The sequence below is a fragment of the Anoxybacillus tengchongensis genome, assembly GCF_014201585.1.
Taxonomy (GTDB): Bacteria; Bacillota; Bacilli; order Bacillales; family Anoxybacillaceae; genus Anoxybacillus; species Anoxybacillus tengchongensis.
Window position 1 is genome coordinate 270,511 of record NZ_JACHES010000003.1, and the last position, 18,117, is coordinate 288,627.

Sequence of the window (18,117 nt, forward strand, 5' to 3'; positions counted from 1 at the left end):
CAGCTTGTTTACTCAAGATGCGACTCGAGCGGTACGCTGTTGCTTCTCAAAGAAGCTTATTCATTCGTGCTCTACCGACTGAGCTACCGAGCGATATAAGTAACTATTCCAATAAAAATGGCGGTTCCGACGGGATTCGAACCCGCGATCTCCTGCGTGACAGGCAGGCATGTTAACCCCTACACCACGGAACCGCGTTCAAAAGACATTTATTATTTTACTATATAAGTAACAATAAAACAATAGTTTTTTTAAAATACGTCGATGATTTGCTCATCGACGTATTTTTTATGCATACACATTGCGGACAACATTCGTTTGAGAACGGTCTGGTCCAACCGAGAAAATAGAAAGCGGAATACCTGTTAATTGCGAAATGCGCTCAACGTAACGGCGTGCGTTCGTTGGAAGCTCATCTAAACTTTTGACACCTGTAATATCTTCCGTCCATCCTGGCAATTCTTCATACACCGGCTCACATTCCGCCAACACTTTTAAGCTCGCAGGGAACTCCTCGATGATTTGTCCTTTGTAACGGTAAGCAACACAAATTTTTAACGTTTCAATACCTGTTAACACGTCAATCGAGTTTAATGATAAATCTGTAATACCACTGACGCGGCGCGCATGACGAACAACAACGCTATCAAACCAGCCGACACGGCGTGGACGTCCGGTTGTCGTTCCGTATTCACGACCTACTTCGCGAATACGATCACCAATTTCATTGCTTAATTCCGTTGGAAACGGACCGTCGCCGACACGTGTTGTATATGCTTTAGCTACCCCAACAACATGTTTAATTTTTGTCGGGCCAACACCAGCCCCAATCGTAACCCCACCAGCAACAGGATTTGAAGACGTAACAAACGGATACGTGCCTTGGTCGATATCTAACATGACACCTTGGGCACCTTCAAATAAAACACGGCGTCCTTCATCAAGCGCATCGTTTAATACGACAGATGTGTCACAAACATATTTTGCAATTTGCTGTCCATATTCGTAATATTCATCAAGAATGTGTTCTAACTTAAATCCTTCTACACCGTACACTTTTTCAAAAAGTACATTTTTCTCTGCTAGATTGCGAGCTAATTTTTCTTCAAATACTTCACGATCAAGCAAATCTGCGATTCGGATACCGACACGCGCTGCTTTGTCCATATAAGCAGGGCCAATTCCTTTTTTCGTCGTTCCAATTTTATTAGCCCCTTTTCTTTCTTCTTCTACTTCATCTAGCTTTAAATGATAAGGCAAAATGACGTGCGCACGGTTGCTAATGCGTAAATTTTCCGTGCTTACGCCACGCTCGTGTAAATACGCTAATTCTCGCACGAGCGCTTTCGGATCAACAACCATTCCATTTCCAATGACACAAATTTTATCTTTATAAAAAATGCCAGAAGGGATTAAATGTAATTTATACTTTTCGCCGTTAAATACAATCGTATGTCCGGCGTTATTTCCACCTTGATATCGTGCAATGACTTCTGCATGTTGTGATAAAAAATCTGTAATTTTTCCTTTTCCCTCATCGCCCCATTGTGTTCCAACAACAACAACTGAAGACATAGCGAGCACCTCCGCTTCATCAATTCCAAACATAGTAAGTGTACCAAATCAACTATGAAAAATCAATAAAAAACCGAACATTTATGTGTTCACTCTTTATTTTTATTCGTATAAATTACGCTCCCGGCGGAACGTTTGCATCATCGAAGCGGCGCTCTAAGTTAACAAACTTGTTATACTCTTTTACGAAAGCAAGTTGTACTGTACCAACAGGGCCGTTCCGTTGTTTTGCAATAATAATTTCAATGATGTTTTTGTTTTCTGATTCTTTATCGTAATAATCATCACGATATAAAAAAGCAACAATATCCGCGTCTTGTTCAATACTCCCCGATTCGCGTAAGTCAGACATCATCGGACGTTTATCTTGACGTTGCTCGACACTACGTGAAAGCTGGGATAAAGCAATGACAGGGACATCTAATTCACGAGCTAACGCTTTTAGTGAGCGGGAAATTTCTGATACTTCTTGTTGACGATTTTCACGATTGCGTCCACTTCCTTGAATGAGCTGCAAGTAATCGATCAATATCATACCAAGTCCTTGTTCTTGTTTTAGGCGACGACATTTGGCACGAATTTCACTAACACGAATGTTCGGTGTATCGTCAATAAAAATACCGGCATTTGACAGACTTCCCATCGCCATCGTTAACTTTCCCCAATCTTCTGGCGTCAGTTTACCGGTTCGTAAGCTTTGAGCGTTAATGTTCCCTTCTGCGCAAAGCATACGCATGACGAGTTGTTGCGCTCCCATTTCCAAGCTAAAAATTGCCACATTTTCACCCGTGCGCGTCGCTACATTTTGGGCAATATTTAATGCAAATGCTGTTTTTCCAACAGACGGACGAGCGGCAACAATAATAAAATCGCTTCGTTGAAATCCTGCTGTCATCCGATCAAGTTCAATGAACCCTGTTGGAATTCCGGTAATTTCACCTTTCCGATTATGGAGCATTTCGATGTTGTCGTATGCTTGAACAAGCACATCTTTTATATTTTGGAATCCGCTCGTATTTTTCCGTTGGGATACTTCTAAGATTTTTCGCTCGGCTTCATTTAACACATCTTCTACTTCATCTTCACGCGTATAGCCGTCTTGAGCAATGGATGTAGCCGTACGAATTAAACGGCGCAAAATAGATTTTTCTTCTACAATTTTTGCGTAATAATGCACATTGGCCGCTGTTGGAACGGCATTTGCAAGCTCCGTTAAATACGAAACGCCTCCTATCTCTTCAAGGGCGTTTGCATCTGCCAATTCCGATGTAACCGTCACGAGATCAACGGGCTCACCACGATCAGATAGTTGTAACATCGTTCGGAAAATTTTTTGATGGGCTGCTCGATAAAAATCTTCGGGAATTAATATTTCTGAAGCGGTTGTGAGCGCGGATGGCTCTAATAAAATCGCCCCGAGTACAGCTTGTTCAGCTTCAATATTTTGTGGGGGGAGTCGATCAGCAAATACGTCGTTCATGTACGATCACCATCCTTTCTCATAAGAAAAATGTGATTATATGCACGGAAAACATCCGGCATAAAATCACATTTCATTACTTTTGTTCTTGTACATGTACTTTTAATGTCGCAGTTACTTCTGAATGAAGCTTGATCGGTACATTTGTATAGCCAAGCGCTCGAATCGCATCATCTAGTTCAATTTTACGTTTGTCAATCTTAATGTCATGTTGTTGCTGAAGTGCCTCTGCAATTTGTTTGCTTGTAATCGAGCCGAATAAACGACCTCCTTCACCAGCTTTTGCAAATAATTCAACTGTCAACGTATCAATTTTTTTCTTTAATTGCTTTGCACGAGCTAATTCTTCTTCAGCTTCTTTCTTTTGTTTATTTTTTTGCGCTTCTAATGCTTTCAAGTTGGCTGGTGTTGCTTCAATAGCAAGTCCTTGTTTAAATAAAAAGTTTTGCGCATAACCATCAGCAACGTTTTTTACTTCTCCCTTTTTCCCTTTTCCTTTCACATCTTTTAAGAAAATAACTTTCATGTTTTTGTACCTCCCTCAATATATTCTCGAATTGCTGCCTTCAATCGTTTTTCTGCTTCGTCAATTGTTACATTAGCAAGCTGAGTGGCCGCATTCGTTAAATGACCGCCACCATCAAGCTTTTCCATAATTAACTGCACGTTTACATCTCCTAATGACCGGGCGCTAATTCCAATCGTTTGATCATTTCGTTTTGAAATGACAAACGAGGCAACAACACCATGTAAGGATAGTAGCGTATCCGCTGCTTGGGCAATTAATACAGGATCATATGTTTCATTAGCACTTCCTTTTGCAATTGCGAAACCATGTTCATCAATGATAGCGTTCTCAATTATTTTAGCACGTTTGATGTAGTGCTCAATATTTTCTTTTAACAGTTTTTGGACAAGCGTCGTATCTGCTCCTTGGGCACGTAAATATGAGGCGGCATCAAACGTTCTTGACCCTGTGCGTAATGTGAAACTTTTCGTATCAACAACAATACCAGCTAATAAAGCTGTCGCCTCAAGCATAGACAATTTCAAACGCTTTGGTTGATATTCTAACAATTCCGTCACTAGTTCTGACGTAGATGATGCATATGGCTCCATATAAACGAGAATCGGGTCTTGAATAAACTCTTCTCCGCGACGATGATGATCGATCACTACAACTCGATCTAATCGCAACAATAACCTTTCTTCAATAACGAGCGAAGGTTTATGCGTATCTACGACAACAAGTAACGTATCTTCTGTCGCCAACTCTAATGCTTGCTCAGGAGAAATAAATCGCGACCACAATTCCGTCTGTTTTTTCACTTCCTCAATCAATCGCTGTACACCAGAGTCAATACGGTTTGTATCAATTACAATAAACGCTTCTTTTTGATTTATTTGGGCCACTTTTAAAATACCGATAGCTGAACCGATAGCATCCATATCGGGATATTTATGCCCCATAATAAACACTTGCTCACTTTCTAAAATGAGCTCTTTTAACGCATGCGATATAACGCGAGCTCTAACCCTTGTCCGTTTTTCCATCGGATTCGTTTTTCCACCATAAAATTTTACTTTACCGTTCGGTTGTTTAATCGCGACCTGGTCACCGCCCCGTCCAAGCGCTAAATCTAGACTAGACTGCGCTAACACCCCGAGTTCTGGTAAAGACGGAGAGTTTGTTCCTATTCCGATACTTAACGTTAGCGGCACATGATTTTTCGCTGTTTGTTCACGCACTTCATCTAGAATAGAAAATTTATTTTTTTCTAGTTGCTGTAAAATATGTTCGTTTAACACAGCCACAAATCGATCTGACGACGTACGCTTTAAAAATAAACCGTATTCACTCGCCCATCGATTTAAAATGGACGTCACTTGACTGTTGAGCTGACTCTTCGTTTGGTCATCCATTCCTTGCGTCACATCGTCGTAATTATCAAGAAAAATGACGCCTAATACGATTTTTTCTTGCTCGTATTTTTTCTCCAATTCTGCTTGTTCCGTAATATCAAAAAAGTAAAGTAATCGCTCTTCCCGGCGAATGATTACTTTAAACGTTCGATCGTGAAATGTGATGACTTCTTCCGTTGCCTCTGTTTTCATAAGTGGAACAAGTTGTTCAGCAACATCATATAATGATTGTCCAACTAGCGTATCCACTCCAAAACAAGAAGATAAAAAAGAGTTTGTCCACTCAATTTCTAACTCCTCATTAATGAGCATAATGCCAATTGGCATCCCCATTAAAGCTTCTTCACCAACTTTTTTTATTCGGTAAGAGAGAGTGGAAATGTAGTCCTCAATTTCTTCTTGTGCAACTTTATACGATCGAAAGACGTGAAACAACGTAGGGCCAAGGAGCACAGCACCAACTATCCCAATCATCCATTCAAAGTACGTAACAATCATAAGCAATACAAACGTAATACCGATTAAAACATACAAGGGATAGCGATGCCTCGGCTTTTCATACAAACTAGACATGAACGTCAGCTCCTTGCGTCATTAATCTTTCAGCTTCTTTCGTAAATCAAATCCTAAATCAATTATACCTAATATTCGCACGAGGTGAAGTAAAAAAGGGAAAAATAGCGATAGAACGACAGTGGCAATAGCGCCTTTACGCCCCATTTTTTTATGGTACATCCAATAAAAAATGAACGAAAATCCTTGAATGGTCATCAGTAACTGTAAAATTTGAAACAAATTAAGCAACGCAACGTAAAGGAATGAACCGTGCTCGATTGGGAAAAATAACAAAAGCATAACCGCTAAATAGTACCATAGCAAACTTTTCGGTAAAACAAGTTCACGAAATGGTTGCCAATTTCCGATTTCCATATTTAACCGTTTCAAAATAGGTACGGCAACTTGTTGAGTAATAAAAGCAAAACATGCAGCTGCAAAGACGAATGCAGTCGGTAACAAATCGATGACAATGTCCATCGTTTGTTTCATTGCTTGTTCAAATTGTCCATTTGTTTGCCCAAGTTTCTCTAATATGTTTTGCGCACTTTGAAACGATTGTTGCAACATTTCTTCAATTTGTTTCCCAATATGAATGTCGAAAAATAAGACAGAACTCGCATAAATGATGATCATGCTCACTAAAAAAGAAAGAGTGCCAACAAGCAAAACAGTATATTTTCCACCTTGCTTTCGCCACACATGCCCCATCACAACTCCGCTACTTGCAAACATAAATGTCATCGGAACAGAGAAAAGTGAACCGAACCAAATGGATGGAATAAATGATGTAGCAAGCAAAAATAATCCATTTTTATACGTATGGCGCATCGTAAATAAAAGAAACGGAATTGCCAAAAAAAATGTTGTAACCATTCCAAACACCGGCATATATAAACTGAGCAAAAGGAGAACTGTGAAAATAGAAAGTTGCACAGCTCCTTCCGTTAATACACGCGCGTTTTTCACTTTTTTCCCTCCTTGAAAACAAAAAGCAGTAAGGCTTCGTCCCCCTTACTGCTTTCTCTTTTTATTCGCCCGCAACGTATGGTAATAAAGCCATTTGACGAGCACGTTTAATCGCAATTGTTAATTTGCGTTGATATTTTGCACTCGTACCTGTTACGCGACGAGGTAAAATTTTACCACGCTCAGAAATAAATTTCTTTAATGTGTCTACATCTTTGTAGTCAATATGTGTAATTCCGTTTGCTGTAAAGTAGCAAACTTTACGACGTTTTGTACGTCCACCTTTGCGCCCTGCCATTGTGTATCCTCCTTTCTCCAAATGAATATATATTAAAACGGCAAATCATCGTCCGATATGTCGATTGGTTGTCCATCGTTCGCAAATGGATCATCATCAATTCGACTAAATCCACTACTACGTCCTTGGTTCGGGTTCTGATTTGATCCAAATGGAAACGGCTCGCCATAGCTACCTGATGCCATGCCACGTTGCTCACCGCCACCTCGCGGCTCTAAAAACTGCACACTATCGGCGACAACCTCTGTTACGTACACTCGTTTTCCTTCTTGGTTTTCATACGATCTCGTTTGAATTCGACCTTCCACTCCAGCTAAACTACCTTTTTTCAAATAGTTCGCCACATTTTCAGCTTGTCGGCGCCAAACGATACAGTTAATAAAATCTGCTTCACGTTCACCTTGTGGATTCGTATACGTTCGATTCACCGCTAGCGTAAACGTGGCAACAGCAACTCCATTTGGAGTATAGCGTAATTCCGGATCTTTCGTCAGTCTTCCGACGAGAATTACGCGATTAATCATCAGAACCACTCCTATTCATGAGGAAATTATTCTTCTTCCTTCACGACGATATGACGAATAATGTCTTCGCTGATGCGTGCTAAACGGTCAAATTCTTGCACTGCCGCTGGCTTCGCAACAACGTTTAAAATCATGTAGTAACCGTCACGGAATTTTTCAATTTCATAAGCGAGACGACGCTTACCCCATTCCTTCACATTCGTAATTTCCGCGCCATTTTCAGTTAACACGTTGTTAAAACGCTCAACAACTGCTTTTCTCGCTTCTTCTTCCATGTTTGGACGGATAATGTACATAATTTCGTACTTTCTCATCACAGTCACCTCCTTTTGGTCTACACGGCTCTTTATAGAGCAAGGAGCAATATATCATTACTCACATTTGATGATTATATCACGAACATCGTTCATATGCAATATTAGACGTTAAAACGGAAATGAATAATATCGCCATCTTGCACTTCATAATCTTTTCCTTCTAATCGCACTTTTCCTGCTTCACGGGCAGCTGCCATCGATCCCGCCGCAACTAAATCGTCATATGATACGGTTTCTGCACGAATAAATCCTCGTTCAAAATCAGAATGAATAATACCTGCACATTGTGGTGCTTTCATTCCTTTTCGGAACGTCCATGCGCGCACTTCTTGTTCACCTGCTGTGAAATACGTAGCGAGTCCAAGCAAACTATATGATGCACGAATGAGTTGATCTAACCCCGATTGTTCAATGCCGAGTTCTTGTAAAAATAGCTCTTTTTCTTCATCGTCTAACTCTGCCATCTCCGCCTCCACTTTAGCACAAACGACGATGACCTCTGCATTATCTTCTTTGGCAAATGCTTTTACTTTTTGAACGTACTCGTTGTTGTTTGGATCAGCTAAATCTTCTTCACCAACGTTAGCAACATATAACATCGGCTTGATCGTTAATAAATGTAATTGCTTTACTACTTTCATTTCCTCTTCCGTAAATGAAAGCGTTCTAGCTGGTTTTCCTGCTTCGAATGTTTCTTTTAAGCGACTTAAAATATCGTATTCAAATACTGCTTCTTTATCTTTTTGCTTCGCCATTTTCCCGACGCGATCTATCCGCTTATCTACCGTTTCAAGGTCGGCAAAAATAAGCTCCAAGTTTATCGTTTCGATGTCTGCGATCGGATCTACTTTCCCCGCCACATGCGTAATGTTTTCGTCAGCAAAACAACGCACAACTTGACAAATGGCATCAACTTGGCGGATGTGGGATAAAAACTTATTTCCTAACCCTTCACCTTTACTTGCACCTTTCACAATTCCTGCGATATCTGTAAACTCAAATACTGTAGGAACCGTACGTTTCGGATTAAATAATTTCGTCAACGTTTTTAGTCGCTCATCCGGCACTTCCACAATCCCAACATTTGGTTCGATTGTACAAAACGGATAGTTTGCAGACTCAGCACCCGCTTTTGTAATCGCATTAAACAACGTTGATTTTCCGACGTTTGGAAGACCAACAATTCCTGCTGTTAAACCCATAATGAAACTCCTCTCTTCGTCTATTCCTCGTGCTTTACGAGCACTTTTTTCATTTTTTTCTCAAATTCTTTTCGTGGCAGCAAGACGCTATGACCACATCCTTCACATTTGATCCGAATATCCATGCCCATTCGAATAATTTTCCATCGATTTGTACCACAAGGATGTTCCTTCTTCATTTCGACGATATCATGCATGCCATACTCTTTATTCAATATAGCACACTCCTTTCCGTTGTTTAAGCACGTTCCCCTTGTTGTTCGCGATTATAAAGAACTAAACGAGGAAACGGGATTTCAATTCCCCGCTCGTCCAAACGAAGCTTAATCTCTTTTCGTAACGCACGTGCAATATGCCAATGACGCATCGGCTTTGTCTCACACGTAATGCGCATAACGACTTCAGACGGCCCTAAATTTTGCACTCCTAACAATTCTGGTGGACTGACAATGTCTTCATATTTACTTGGCATTTCTTCTAAAACTTCACGAATGACAGCTTCCGCCTTCTCTAAATCACCTTCATAGGCAATACTTACATCAACGACCGCCACACTATTATTCAAAGAAAAGTTCGTCACTTGTGTAATCGTTCCATTCGGTAAAATGTGCACTTCACCCGTAAAACTTTTCAACTTCGTCGTGCGCAATCCAATTTCTTCAACGTGCCCTTCAAATGTCCCGATACGGACATAATCTCCAACGGCAAACTGATCTTCGAGGATAATAAAAAATCCTGTAATAATATCGCGAACAAGATTTTGCGCCCCAAATCCAACTGCTAATCCAACGATCCCAGCTCCTGCTAAAATGGCGCGAATATCAACGCCTACGGCGTCTAAAATCATCATAAACGTAATAAAGTAAATGGTATACGTCGCCATATTGTTCAGCAATCGCATTAACGTTGCTTCTCTTCGTTCCGATAACCGAATCGGTGCTTTTTGTCGAACAGCAAAAAACTTCGTAATCGCCAACTTGACAACTTTTAATAAAATCGATGCCAATAAAATAATCGTTACGATTTTAAACAAACTAACACCTATTGTAACGAGCCAGTCACCTTCTACCATTTGTTCAACGATACGGACATATATTTTTTTTATTTGCTCCATTCAACCACCTCCATTGTAGCAAATCACCTATACAAGCTTCCCCTTTCACGCATAAGTTATTGTAACAGTATTTTGTTCACATTTGTAGCACGTGAACTTTCTGCACAGCTAAATGTATATATATTCACATTTTTCCGTATACTGTTACCACGCTATTTAATCGGAGGAGGGAACGGACATATGCAAAACAAATTTTTTTACGATGAACCAAATGCAACATCCCAACTTGCATCATCACTTTTATATTTACTTCCAACTTCCAACCATATCCCGATCGTCATCGTTTGTATCGGCACGGATCGTTCAACTGGCGATGCACTCGGTCCACTTGTTGGTACGATGCTGGGGCAAAAAGGAACATTACCTTTTTATGTGTATGGAACGTTAAAAGATCCGATTCATGCCGTTAATTTAGAAGATAAACTACAAGACATTCGCCAACAACATAAACACGCGTTTCTCATTGCTATCGATGCTTGCCTTGGTCGTGTAAAAAACATCGGGATGGTTACAGTTGAAAAAGGCCCATTAAAACCAGGTGCCGCTGTCAATAAAAATCTTCCTTCTGTCGGTGATGCCCATATTACCGGTATTGTCAATGTGAGCGGATTTATGGAATTTTTCGTGCTTCAAAACACTCGCCTTCATCTAGTAATGAATATGGCAGAAACAATTGCTACGGGTATTTATGAAGCCGGAATACAGTTGAAAAAACAACAACGATTTGCATCGTTGCACACAAACGAACTGAAATATAAACTATCCGAATAACATATGCATAAAAGCAACGATCAACGCATTTACTAAAATACTTGGTAGTAAGTTGGCTACACGAATAGATGTAAGACTTAACATGTTCAAACCAATCGCAACAATTAAAATTCCCCCTGTCGCAGTCGATTCAGCAATAAATGCCTCAAGGGCGCTTGGTGGAATGAACCGATCGATTTGCGTAGCCATCAAGGCGATGGATCCTTGATAAACAACAACAGGAATAGCTGAAAAAATAACGCCGATGCCAAACGTAGCGGTTAAGATGATGCTTGCAAAACCGTCTAAAATCGATTTTGTATATAGTACGAGATGATCGCCTCTTAACCCGCTATGTAGCGCACCGACAATGGCCATCGAACCGACGACAAACAGAAGCGTGGCACTCACAAATCCTTTAGAAATCGCCCCTTCTGCGCCATATCCTACTCTTCTTTCTACCCATTTTCCTAACCTTTCAAGCTTTTCTTCAATACCCCATATCTCCCCTAATGCTCCACCAACAACTAAACTAATAATAACAACTAGAAACTGATCGCTTTCTAACCCCATCTTTACACCGAGAACAACAACGGAAAGCCCAATCCCGTTCATCACCGTCGATTTTATGCGCTCTGGAATATGTCGAAACACAGCACCTAATAAAGCGCCAACAATAATACATATGCCGTTAACAATCGTACCGAGTAAAGCCAACGTGTGTCACATCCTATTCATCCTTCAATAGATTCATCGTATACATTGAGCAATTGCAAAATACGTGTTAAATCTTCTTCTGAGAAAAATTCGATTTCAATTTTTCCTTTTTTTCGATGTTTTTTTATGGAGACGGACGTTCCTAATCGTTCACGTAATAACGCCTCACTTTGTGTTAAAAATATATTTTTCTCTTCTTTCTTTTTCGATGTTTCACGTGGAACATTTTCGTTCAGTTGTTGAATGAGCGCCTCAAGTTGGCGAACATTAAGCGATTCACGAATCACGCGTTGAATGACACCTGAAAGCTTTTGTTTGTTTTTTAATGCTAATAACGCTCGACCGTGCCCCATTGATAACATACCTTCTTCAATCATTTGTTGTACATCACTTGGAAGTGAAAGAAGACGAAGATGGTTGGCAATATGCGGACGGCTCTTTCCTAATCGTTTTGCTAGCTCTTCTTGCGTTAATTTGCATTTTGTAAGCAACAATTGATATGCTGTCGCTTCCTCAATCGGATTTAAATCTTCACGCTGTAAATTTTCAAGCAATGCAATTTCCATCATTTTTTCATCCGAAAGTTCACGTACAACGGCTGGGACAGTTTTCAATCCTGCTAATTGTGCTGCTCGAAAGCGACGTTCACCTACGACAATTTCATAACCTTTGATCGTCTGACGAACAATGAGCGGTTGAACGATTCCGTGTTCTATAATGGATTGCTTTAATTCTTCTAACGCTTGTTCATGAAACGTTTTGCGCGGTTGATATGGATTAGGACGGAGTTGTTGAATATCAATTTCTTGAACCGTTTCCCCTTTCTCTGCTTCCAAATTCGTAAAGAGAGCGTGAATGCCTTTCCCGAGCCCTTTAGCCATTCGCGATCACCTCTTTCGCAAAGTCTGCATATACTTCCGCCCCCCGTGATTTCGCATCGTACAAAATAATCGGCTTCCCGTGGCTTGGCGCCTCACTTAGTCGAACATTGCGCGGTATAATCGTTTCATATACTTTTTCACGAAAATACTTTTTCACTTCTTGAATGACTTGAATACCAAGATTTGTGCGCGCATCAAACATCGTCAGCAACACACCTTCAATGCGCAAATTGGAATTTAAATGTTTTTGTACAAGACGAATTGTATTTAATAATTGACTAAGCCCTTCCAATGCGTAATATTCACATTGAACAGGAATTAATACTGTATCTGCTGAAGTTAAAGCATTAATCGTTAACAATCCGAGTGAAGGTGGACAGTCGATAATAATAAAATCGTACACATCTTTGATTGGGCTTAACGCTTTTTGTAAGCGTACTTCCCTTGAAACGATCGGAACAAGTTCAATTTCGGCACCCGCTAACTGAATAGTAGCAGGAATAATATGCAATCGCTCGATATTTGTCGGACGAATCACTTGACGTACGTCCACTTCCTCAACTAATAAGTCATATGCACATTGTTCAATTTCATGTTTTTCCACACCAATGCCACTCGTCGCATTTCCTTGTGGATCGATATCGACAAGTAACGTTTTCTTTCCCATATGGGCTAAACATGCCGATAAGTTTACGGCTGTTGTCGTTTTGCCAACACCGCCTTTTTGGTTGGCAATCGCAATAATTTTCCCCACAACGCTCCCCATCCTTTACCTATAATACTTTTATTGTATCATGAATTTTTCAATATTTTCATATACAAAAAGAAAACCTCATCGTCATTTTGGATGAGGTGTTATTTTTGTTTCTTCGGGATGCGGATTGTAATTTGGTAATAGTCTTCAAATTCTTCTTCTTCTGAATCGATCGCGACACCACTATCAGCAACCATCGTCAATGACTGTCGAATCGTATTGACAGCGATGCGCATGTCTTTGCTTAGCGATTTTCGTTTCGGCCTCGGGCGCTTTCCATCGTCGTTTTCTTCTAGCATTTTCGCAACTCGATCTTCTGTCTGTTTCACGTTTAGTTGCTTTTGGATAATTTCTTCAAGCAATTTCAACTGTTTATCGTAATCTTTCAGCACAATTAAAGCGCGTGCATGACGTTCTGTAATTTGACGCTGTAACAACGCGTCTTGCACTTCTTGGGGCAGTTTTAATAAGCGAAGCTTGTTGGCAATCGTTGATTGTCCTTTTCCAAGCCTTTGCGCTAACGCCTCTTGCGTTAAATGATGCAATTCTAACAAACGAGCATAAGCGATCGCTTCTTCAATCGGAGTTAGCTCTTCCCGCTGTAAGTTTTCAATTAAAGCAACAGAAGCTGTTTCCGTATCATTCAAATTTTTAATAATAGCAGGTATATCCGTCCAGCCGAGTTTTTGTGCCGCTCGCCATCTTCGTTCCCCGGCAATAATTTCGAACTTCCCATCTTCGCATTCTCGAACAACAATCGGTTGAATCATCCCATGTGTTCGAATCGTTTGAGCAAGCTCATCAATTTTATCTTCAACAAAAATAGTTCGGGGCTGAAAACGGTTTGGAACAATTTGTGAAATAGCAATTCTTTTTATTTCTTCATTTGGTACGACGATTTCTTCTTGCTCTTTCTCACCAAAGCTAAAAAAACGCGAAAAAGGATGCTTCATTTCCCCCTAACACCACCTTTGAGAACTCAAAACATTCATTCAATCGGAAGTTTGTTTGGTACCCCTGGTTTGCGTGGATATTTCTTCGGTGTTTTTCTTCTTTTCTCAACAAAAACGATTGCCCGTTCACTTTCCTCAATCGGTAATAAAAATTGTTCCACTTTTACTACTTCACCACCTAGCACACGAATCGCTGTTTTTCCTTGTTCAAGCTCTTCCTGCGCCGATGCACCTTTCATCGCAATAAACGTTCCTCCTACTTTCACAAGTGGCAAACAAAGTTCACTTAGCACAGATAAACGCGCAACAGCACGAGCCGTGACGACATCAAACGTCTCACGGACGCTTTTTTGTCCGAACGTTTCAGCGCGATCGTGATAAAAGGCTACTCCTTCAAGCCCGAGTTGTGCCGCTAAATAATTTAGAAACGTAATTCGTTTTTGTAATGAATCAACAATTGATACATGTAGGTGAGGAAAGCAAATTTTTAATGGTATGCTCGGAAATCCAGCTCCTGCCCCAACATCGCAAATAGATAATGGTTGCGAGAAGTCGTAATAAAAAGCAGGTGTAATGGAATCAAAAAAATGCTTCAAGTATACGCCTTCTTTGTCTGTAATCGCCGTTAAATTCATTTTCTCGTTCCATTCAACAAGCAATTGATAATATGTTTCAAATTGATTGAGTTGTTGAGGAGAAAGTGAAATTCCTTTCTCCTCTAACATTTGTTGAAATACGTTTACATCCATCATTCATCCCTCTTTATTCATTTGACACACGTGCAATTTTTCCCTGCTCTAAATAAACTAATAAAATCGAAATATCCGCCGGATTGACTCCCGAAATGCGTGACGCTTGTGCAATTGAAAGCGGGCGAACTTGCTTCAGTTTTTGTCGCGCCTCTGTCGCTAATCCTGTAATCGCATCGTAATCAATGTCCTCTGGAATTTTTTTGTTCTCCATTTTTTTTAATTTTTCAACTTGTTGTAGCGATTTTTCAATATATCCTTCGTATTTAATTTGAATTTCTACTTGTTCCGCTACTTCAGGATCAACCGGTTGTTCCGCTGGTGCAATCATTTGAATATGTTCATATGTCATTTCCGGACGCTTTAACAAGTCAGCTGCGCGAATGCCGTCTTTTAATTCGCTTCCACCAACATTTCGAATCATTTCTTGCACTTGCGGCGTCGGTTTAATGATGTACGATTTTAAGCGTTTCTTTTCCGCTTCGATCGCTTCTTTTTTCGCTACAAACTTCTCATATCGCTCTTGCGAAATTAAGCCGATTTTATAGCCAATTTCCGTTAAGCGTAAATCGGCATTGTCGTGACGTAATAAAAGACGATATTCTGCACGCGATGTTAACAAGCGGTATGGCTCATTCGTCCCTTTTGTCACAAGGTCGTCAATTAAAACGCCAATATATGCTTCGGAACGACTTAAAATTAACTCCTCTTTGCCGAGCGCTTTACATGCCGCATTAATGCCGGCAATGAGTCCTTGGCCAGCTGCCTCTTCATATCCAGATGTTCCGTTAATTTGTCCTGCTGTGTATAATCGTTGAACGACTTTTGTTTCTAACGTTGGCCATAGCTGTGTTGGAACGATCGCATCATATTCAATCGCATAACCAGCACGCATGAGCTGTGCCCTTTCTAATCCAGGTATTGTCGCTAACATTTGACGTTGAATATGCTCTGGCAAGCTTGTCGATAAACCTTGTACGTATACTTCTTGCGTATGTCTTCCTTCTGGCTCAAGAAAAATTTGATGACGTGGTTTGTCATGAAAACGAACGATTTTATCTTCAATTGATGGGCAATAGCGCGGACCTGTCCCTTTAATCATGCCTGAATACATCGGCGATAAATGTAAGTTTTCATCGATGATTCGGTGCGTTTCCTCTGTCGTATAAGTGAGCCAACAAGGGAGCTGGTCGGTAATGTATTCCTTCGTTTCATATGAGAACGCTCGTGGCACGTCATCTCCCGGCTGAATTTCTGTTTTGCTGTAATCAATCGTATGACTATTCACGCGCGGTGGCGTTCCTGTTTTAAAACGAACAAGTTCAAATCCAAGCTCCTCTAGATGCTCTGAAAGCTTAATCGATGGCTGTTGATTGTTTGGACCACTTGAATATTTAATGTCTCCAATAATAATTTCACCGCGTAAAAATGTTCCCGTTGTAATAACGACAGCTTTTGCATAATAACGGGCACCCGTATGCGTAATGACACCTTTACATACACCGTCTTCTACGATCAATTTTTCTACTTTTCCTTGTAATAATGTTAAATTCTCTTGGTTTTCTAACGTTTTTTTCATTTCTTGCTGATATAAAAATTTATCTGCTTGTGCACGTAACGCTCGCACTGCAGGTCCTTTTCCTGTATTCAACATGCGCATTTGAATATGCGTTTTGTCGATGTTTTTCCCCATTTCTCCGCCTAACGCGTCAATTTCCCGAACGACAATCCCTTTTGCAGGTCCGCCGATAGATGGATTACACGGCATAAAAGCAATCATATCGAGATTCAGTGTAATGACTAGCGTACTTGCCCCCATGCGCGCAGCAGCAAGCGCCGCCTCACATCCCGCATGACCAGCACCGACAACGATGACATCATAAGATCCTGCCTCGTAATGCATAAATACCCTCCTTATTTTCCTAAACAAAATTGCGCGAACAATTGATCAATCAAACTTTCGTGTACCGTATCTCCAACAATTTCACCTAACAATTCCCACGCCCTCGTTAAATCAATTTGCACAACGTCGATCGGCATACCTGCTTCGATGCCGTGAATCGCTTCTTCTATTGCTTTTTTTGCTTGCGTTAACAATGCAATATGGCGTGAGTTTGATACATATGTTAAATCGCGCGCCTCCACATCTCCACTGAAAAACAATGAGGCGATCGCCTCTTCGAGTTGGTCGATTCCTCTTTCTTCTAAAAGCGATGTCGTAATCACTGGTGATCCTTGCGATAGTTGCTTCACTCGATCCATATCGATTCGCTTAGGCAAGTCGGTTTTATTGACGATGACGATGACATCCATCCCTTTTACCGCTTCAAACAGCTGTTCATCTTCTAGCGTTAACGGTTCATTGTAGTTAAGTACGAGTAAAATTAAATCAGCCTCTTTTAACACTTTCCGTGATCGCTCGACTCCAATACGTTCAACAATGTCTTCTGTTTCACGAATGCCCGCTGTATCGAGCAAACGGAGCGGTATACCGCGAACATTGACATATTCCTCAATGACATCGCGCGTTGTACCCGGAATATCGGTGACAATGGCGCGATTTTCATGGGCTAGACTGTTTAATAGCGATGATTTTCCAACGTTCGGACGACCGACAATGACTGTCGCTAACCCGTCCCGTAACACTTTTCCTTGTTGTGCGGTTTGCAATAACCGTTCAATTTCATTTTTTACTTCCGTTGCCTTCTCAAGCAAAAGTCGATGCGTCATTTCTTCGACGTCATCATATTCTGGATAGTCAATATTTACTTCAACATGTGCCAACGTTTCTAAAATCGTTTGGCGCAAGCGACGAATAAGCTTTGATAAACGCCCTTCCATTTGGTTTAACGCGATAGCCATCGCACGATCTGTTTTGGCGCGAATGAGATCCATTACTGCTTCCGCTTGAGATAAATCAATACGACCGTTTAAAAAAGCTCTCTTTGTAAATTCCCCAGGCTCTGCTAGACGAGCTCCGGATGCAAGCACAAGCTGAAGAACGCGGTTGACGGAAACGAGCCCTCCATGACAATTAATTTCAACAACATCTTCACGCGTGAACGTCTTTGGGGCCTTCATCACCGTAACCATCACTTCTTCAATCGTTTCTTTCGTCTCCGGATGCACTATGTGTCCATAATGAATGGTGTGAGAAGGTACGTCTTTTAGCTGTTTCCCTCCGACACCAACAAATAGTTGATCGACAATCTTTATCGCTTCATCCCCGCTTAAACGGACGATCGCAATCGCTCCTTCACCCATCGGAGTTGAGATCGCTGCAATTGTATCGAACTCCACGCGATTCACCTTCTTTCATAAACGAAATTATCCACATCTATATCATGCATGTTTTA

Annotated in this window: 19 protein-coding genes and 1 tRNA gene; 1 reads left to right on the forward strand and 19 read right to left on the reverse strand. The window is 40.8% G+C overall.

Annotated elements, in window-relative coordinates; translation table 11 throughout:
* Positions 1-118: 118 nt before the first annotated feature.
* The 12 genes from HNQ82_RS05215 to HNQ82_RS05270 all read right to left on the reverse strand — a co-directional run bounded on the left by HNQ82_RS05215 (position 119) and on the right by HNQ82_RS05270 (position 9,957).
* Positions 119-194, reverse strand: a tRNA-Asp gene (locus tag HNQ82_RS05215).
* Between the two features lie 94 nt (positions 195-288).
* Positions 289-1,575: an adenylosuccinate synthase gene (locus tag HNQ82_RS05220; protein ID WP_183247752.1), complete on the reverse strand. Its 1,287-nt coding sequence runs from the start codon at positions 1,573-1,575 to the stop codon at positions 289-291.
* A 115-nt stretch (positions 1,576-1,690) separates the two neighbouring features.
* Positions 1,691-3,055, reverse strand: a complete 1,365-nt coding sequence (gene dnaB / locus HNQ82_RS05225) for a replicative DNA helicase (RefSeq protein WP_055440861.1) — start codon at positions 3,053-3,055, stop codon at positions 1,691-1,693.
* Positions 3,056-3,131: 76 nt separating this feature from the next.
* Positions 3,132-3,581 carry a 50S ribosomal protein L9 gene (gene rplI / locus HNQ82_RS05230; protein WP_183247754.1) on the reverse strand — a complete coding sequence of 150 codons (450 nt, stop codon included), beginning with the start codon at positions 3,579-3,581 and terminating at the stop codon, positions 3,132-3,134.
* Positions 3,578-5,551 carry a DHH family phosphoesterase gene (locus tag HNQ82_RS05235; RefSeq protein WP_183247756.1) on the reverse strand — a complete coding sequence of 658 codons (1,974 nt, stop codon included), beginning with the start codon at positions 5,549-5,551 and terminating at the stop codon, positions 3,578-3,580. Before HNQ82_RS05235 ends, rplI begins: the two co-directional genes overlap by 4 nt.
* A gap of 21 nt (positions 5,552-5,572) precedes the next feature.
* Positions 5,573-6,502, reverse strand: coding sequence for a DUF2232 domain-containing protein (locus HNQ82_RS05240; protein WP_183247758.1), 930 nt, complete (start codon positions 6,500-6,502; stop codon positions 5,573-5,575).
* Positions 6,503-6,563: 61 nt separating this feature from the next.
* Entirely contained in the window at positions 6,564-6,800 is a 237-nt protein-coding gene (gene rpsR, locus HNQ82_RS05245) for a 30S ribosomal protein S18 (RefSeq protein ID WP_003397568.1), read from the reverse strand.
* Between the two features lie 32 nt (positions 6,801-6,832).
* Positions 6,833-7,324: a single-stranded DNA-binding protein gene (ssb, locus tag HNQ82_RS05250; RefSeq protein WP_032101641.1), complete on the reverse strand. Its 492-nt coding sequence runs from the start codon at positions 7,322-7,324 to the stop codon at positions 6,833-6,835.
* Positions 7,325-7,350: 26 nt separating this feature from the next.
* A complete protein-coding gene (gene rpsF / locus HNQ82_RS05255; RefSeq protein ID WP_009361077.1) occupies positions 7,351-7,638 on the reverse strand; it encodes a 30S ribosomal protein S6 in 288 nt (95 codons plus the stop codon).
* A 104-nt stretch (positions 7,639-7,742) separates the two neighbouring features.
* On the reverse strand, positions 7,743-8,843 hold the full coding sequence (ychF, locus tag HNQ82_RS05260) for a redox-regulated ATPase YchF (RefSeq protein WP_183242654.1): 1,101 nt from the start codon (positions 8,841-8,843) through the stop codon (positions 7,743-7,745).
* Positions 8,844-8,863: 20 nt separating this feature from the next.
* Complete coding sequence (locus HNQ82_RS05265) at positions 8,864-9,040, reverse strand: DUF951 domain-containing protein (protein ID WP_006321132.1); 177 nt, start codon at positions 9,038-9,040, stop codon at positions 8,864-8,866.
* 41 nt (positions 9,041-9,081) lie between these two features.
* Entirely contained in the window at positions 9,082-9,957 is an 876-nt protein-coding gene (locus tag HNQ82_RS05270; protein ID WP_183242656.1) for a mechanosensitive ion channel family protein, read from the reverse strand.
* Between the two features lie 180 nt (positions 9,958-10,137).
* On the opposite strand from HNQ82_RS05270, the gene yyaC reads away from it, so the two are divergent.
* Entirely contained in the window at positions 10,138-10,728 is a 591-nt protein-coding gene (gene yyaC, locus HNQ82_RS05275; protein ID WP_183247760.1) for a spore protease YyaC, read from the forward strand.
* Here yyaC and HNQ82_RS05280 read toward each other — a convergent pair.
* The 7 genes from HNQ82_RS05280 to mnmE form a co-directional block, all read right to left on the reverse strand.
* Positions 10,717-11,424, reverse strand: a complete 708-nt coding sequence (locus HNQ82_RS05280) for a DUF554 domain-containing protein (protein WP_183242659.1) — start codon at positions 11,422-11,424, stop codon at positions 10,717-10,719. The genes yyaC and HNQ82_RS05280 overlap by 12 nt on opposite strands.
* A gap of 17 nt (positions 11,425-11,441) precedes the next feature.
* The gene (locus HNQ82_RS05285; protein ID WP_183247762.1) at positions 11,442-12,305 is read right to left on the reverse strand and encodes a ParB/RepB/Spo0J family partition protein; all 864 of its coding nucleotides are present in this window, start codon (positions 12,303-12,305) and stop codon (positions 11,442-11,444) included.
* A complete protein-coding gene (locus HNQ82_RS05290; RefSeq protein ID WP_055440870.1) occupies positions 12,298-13,059 on the reverse strand; it encodes a ParA family protein in 762 nt (253 codons plus the stop codon). Before HNQ82_RS05290 ends, HNQ82_RS05285 begins: the two co-directional genes overlap by 8 nt.
* 101 nt (positions 13,060-13,160) lie before the next feature.
* A complete protein-coding gene (noc, locus tag HNQ82_RS05295) occupies positions 13,161-14,012 on the reverse strand; it encodes a nucleoid occlusion protein (RefSeq protein ID WP_055440871.1) in 852 nt (283 codons plus the stop codon).
* 35 nt (positions 14,013-14,047) lie between these two features.
* Positions 14,048-14,761: a 16S rRNA (guanine(527)-N(7))-methyltransferase RsmG gene (rsmG, locus tag HNQ82_RS05300; RefSeq protein ID WP_183247764.1), complete on the reverse strand. Its 714-nt coding sequence runs from the start codon at positions 14,759-14,761 to the stop codon at positions 14,048-14,050.
* Between the two features lie 13 nt (positions 14,762-14,774).
* The gene (gene mnmG / locus HNQ82_RS05305) at positions 14,775-16,664 is read right to left on the reverse strand and encodes a tRNA uridine-5-carboxymethylaminomethyl(34) synthesis enzyme MnmG (RefSeq protein ID WP_183247766.1); all 1,890 of its coding nucleotides are present in this window, start codon (positions 16,662-16,664) and stop codon (positions 14,775-14,777) included.
* Positions 16,665-16,675: 11 nt separating this feature from the next.
* Positions 16,676-18,061 carry a tRNA uridine-5-carboxymethylaminomethyl(34) synthesis GTPase MnmE gene (gene mnmE / locus HNQ82_RS05310; RefSeq protein WP_183247768.1) on the reverse strand — a complete coding sequence of 462 codons (1,386 nt, stop codon included), beginning with the start codon at positions 18,059-18,061 and terminating at the stop codon, positions 16,676-16,678.
* Between the last annotated feature and the right edge of the window lie 56 nt (positions 18,062-18,117).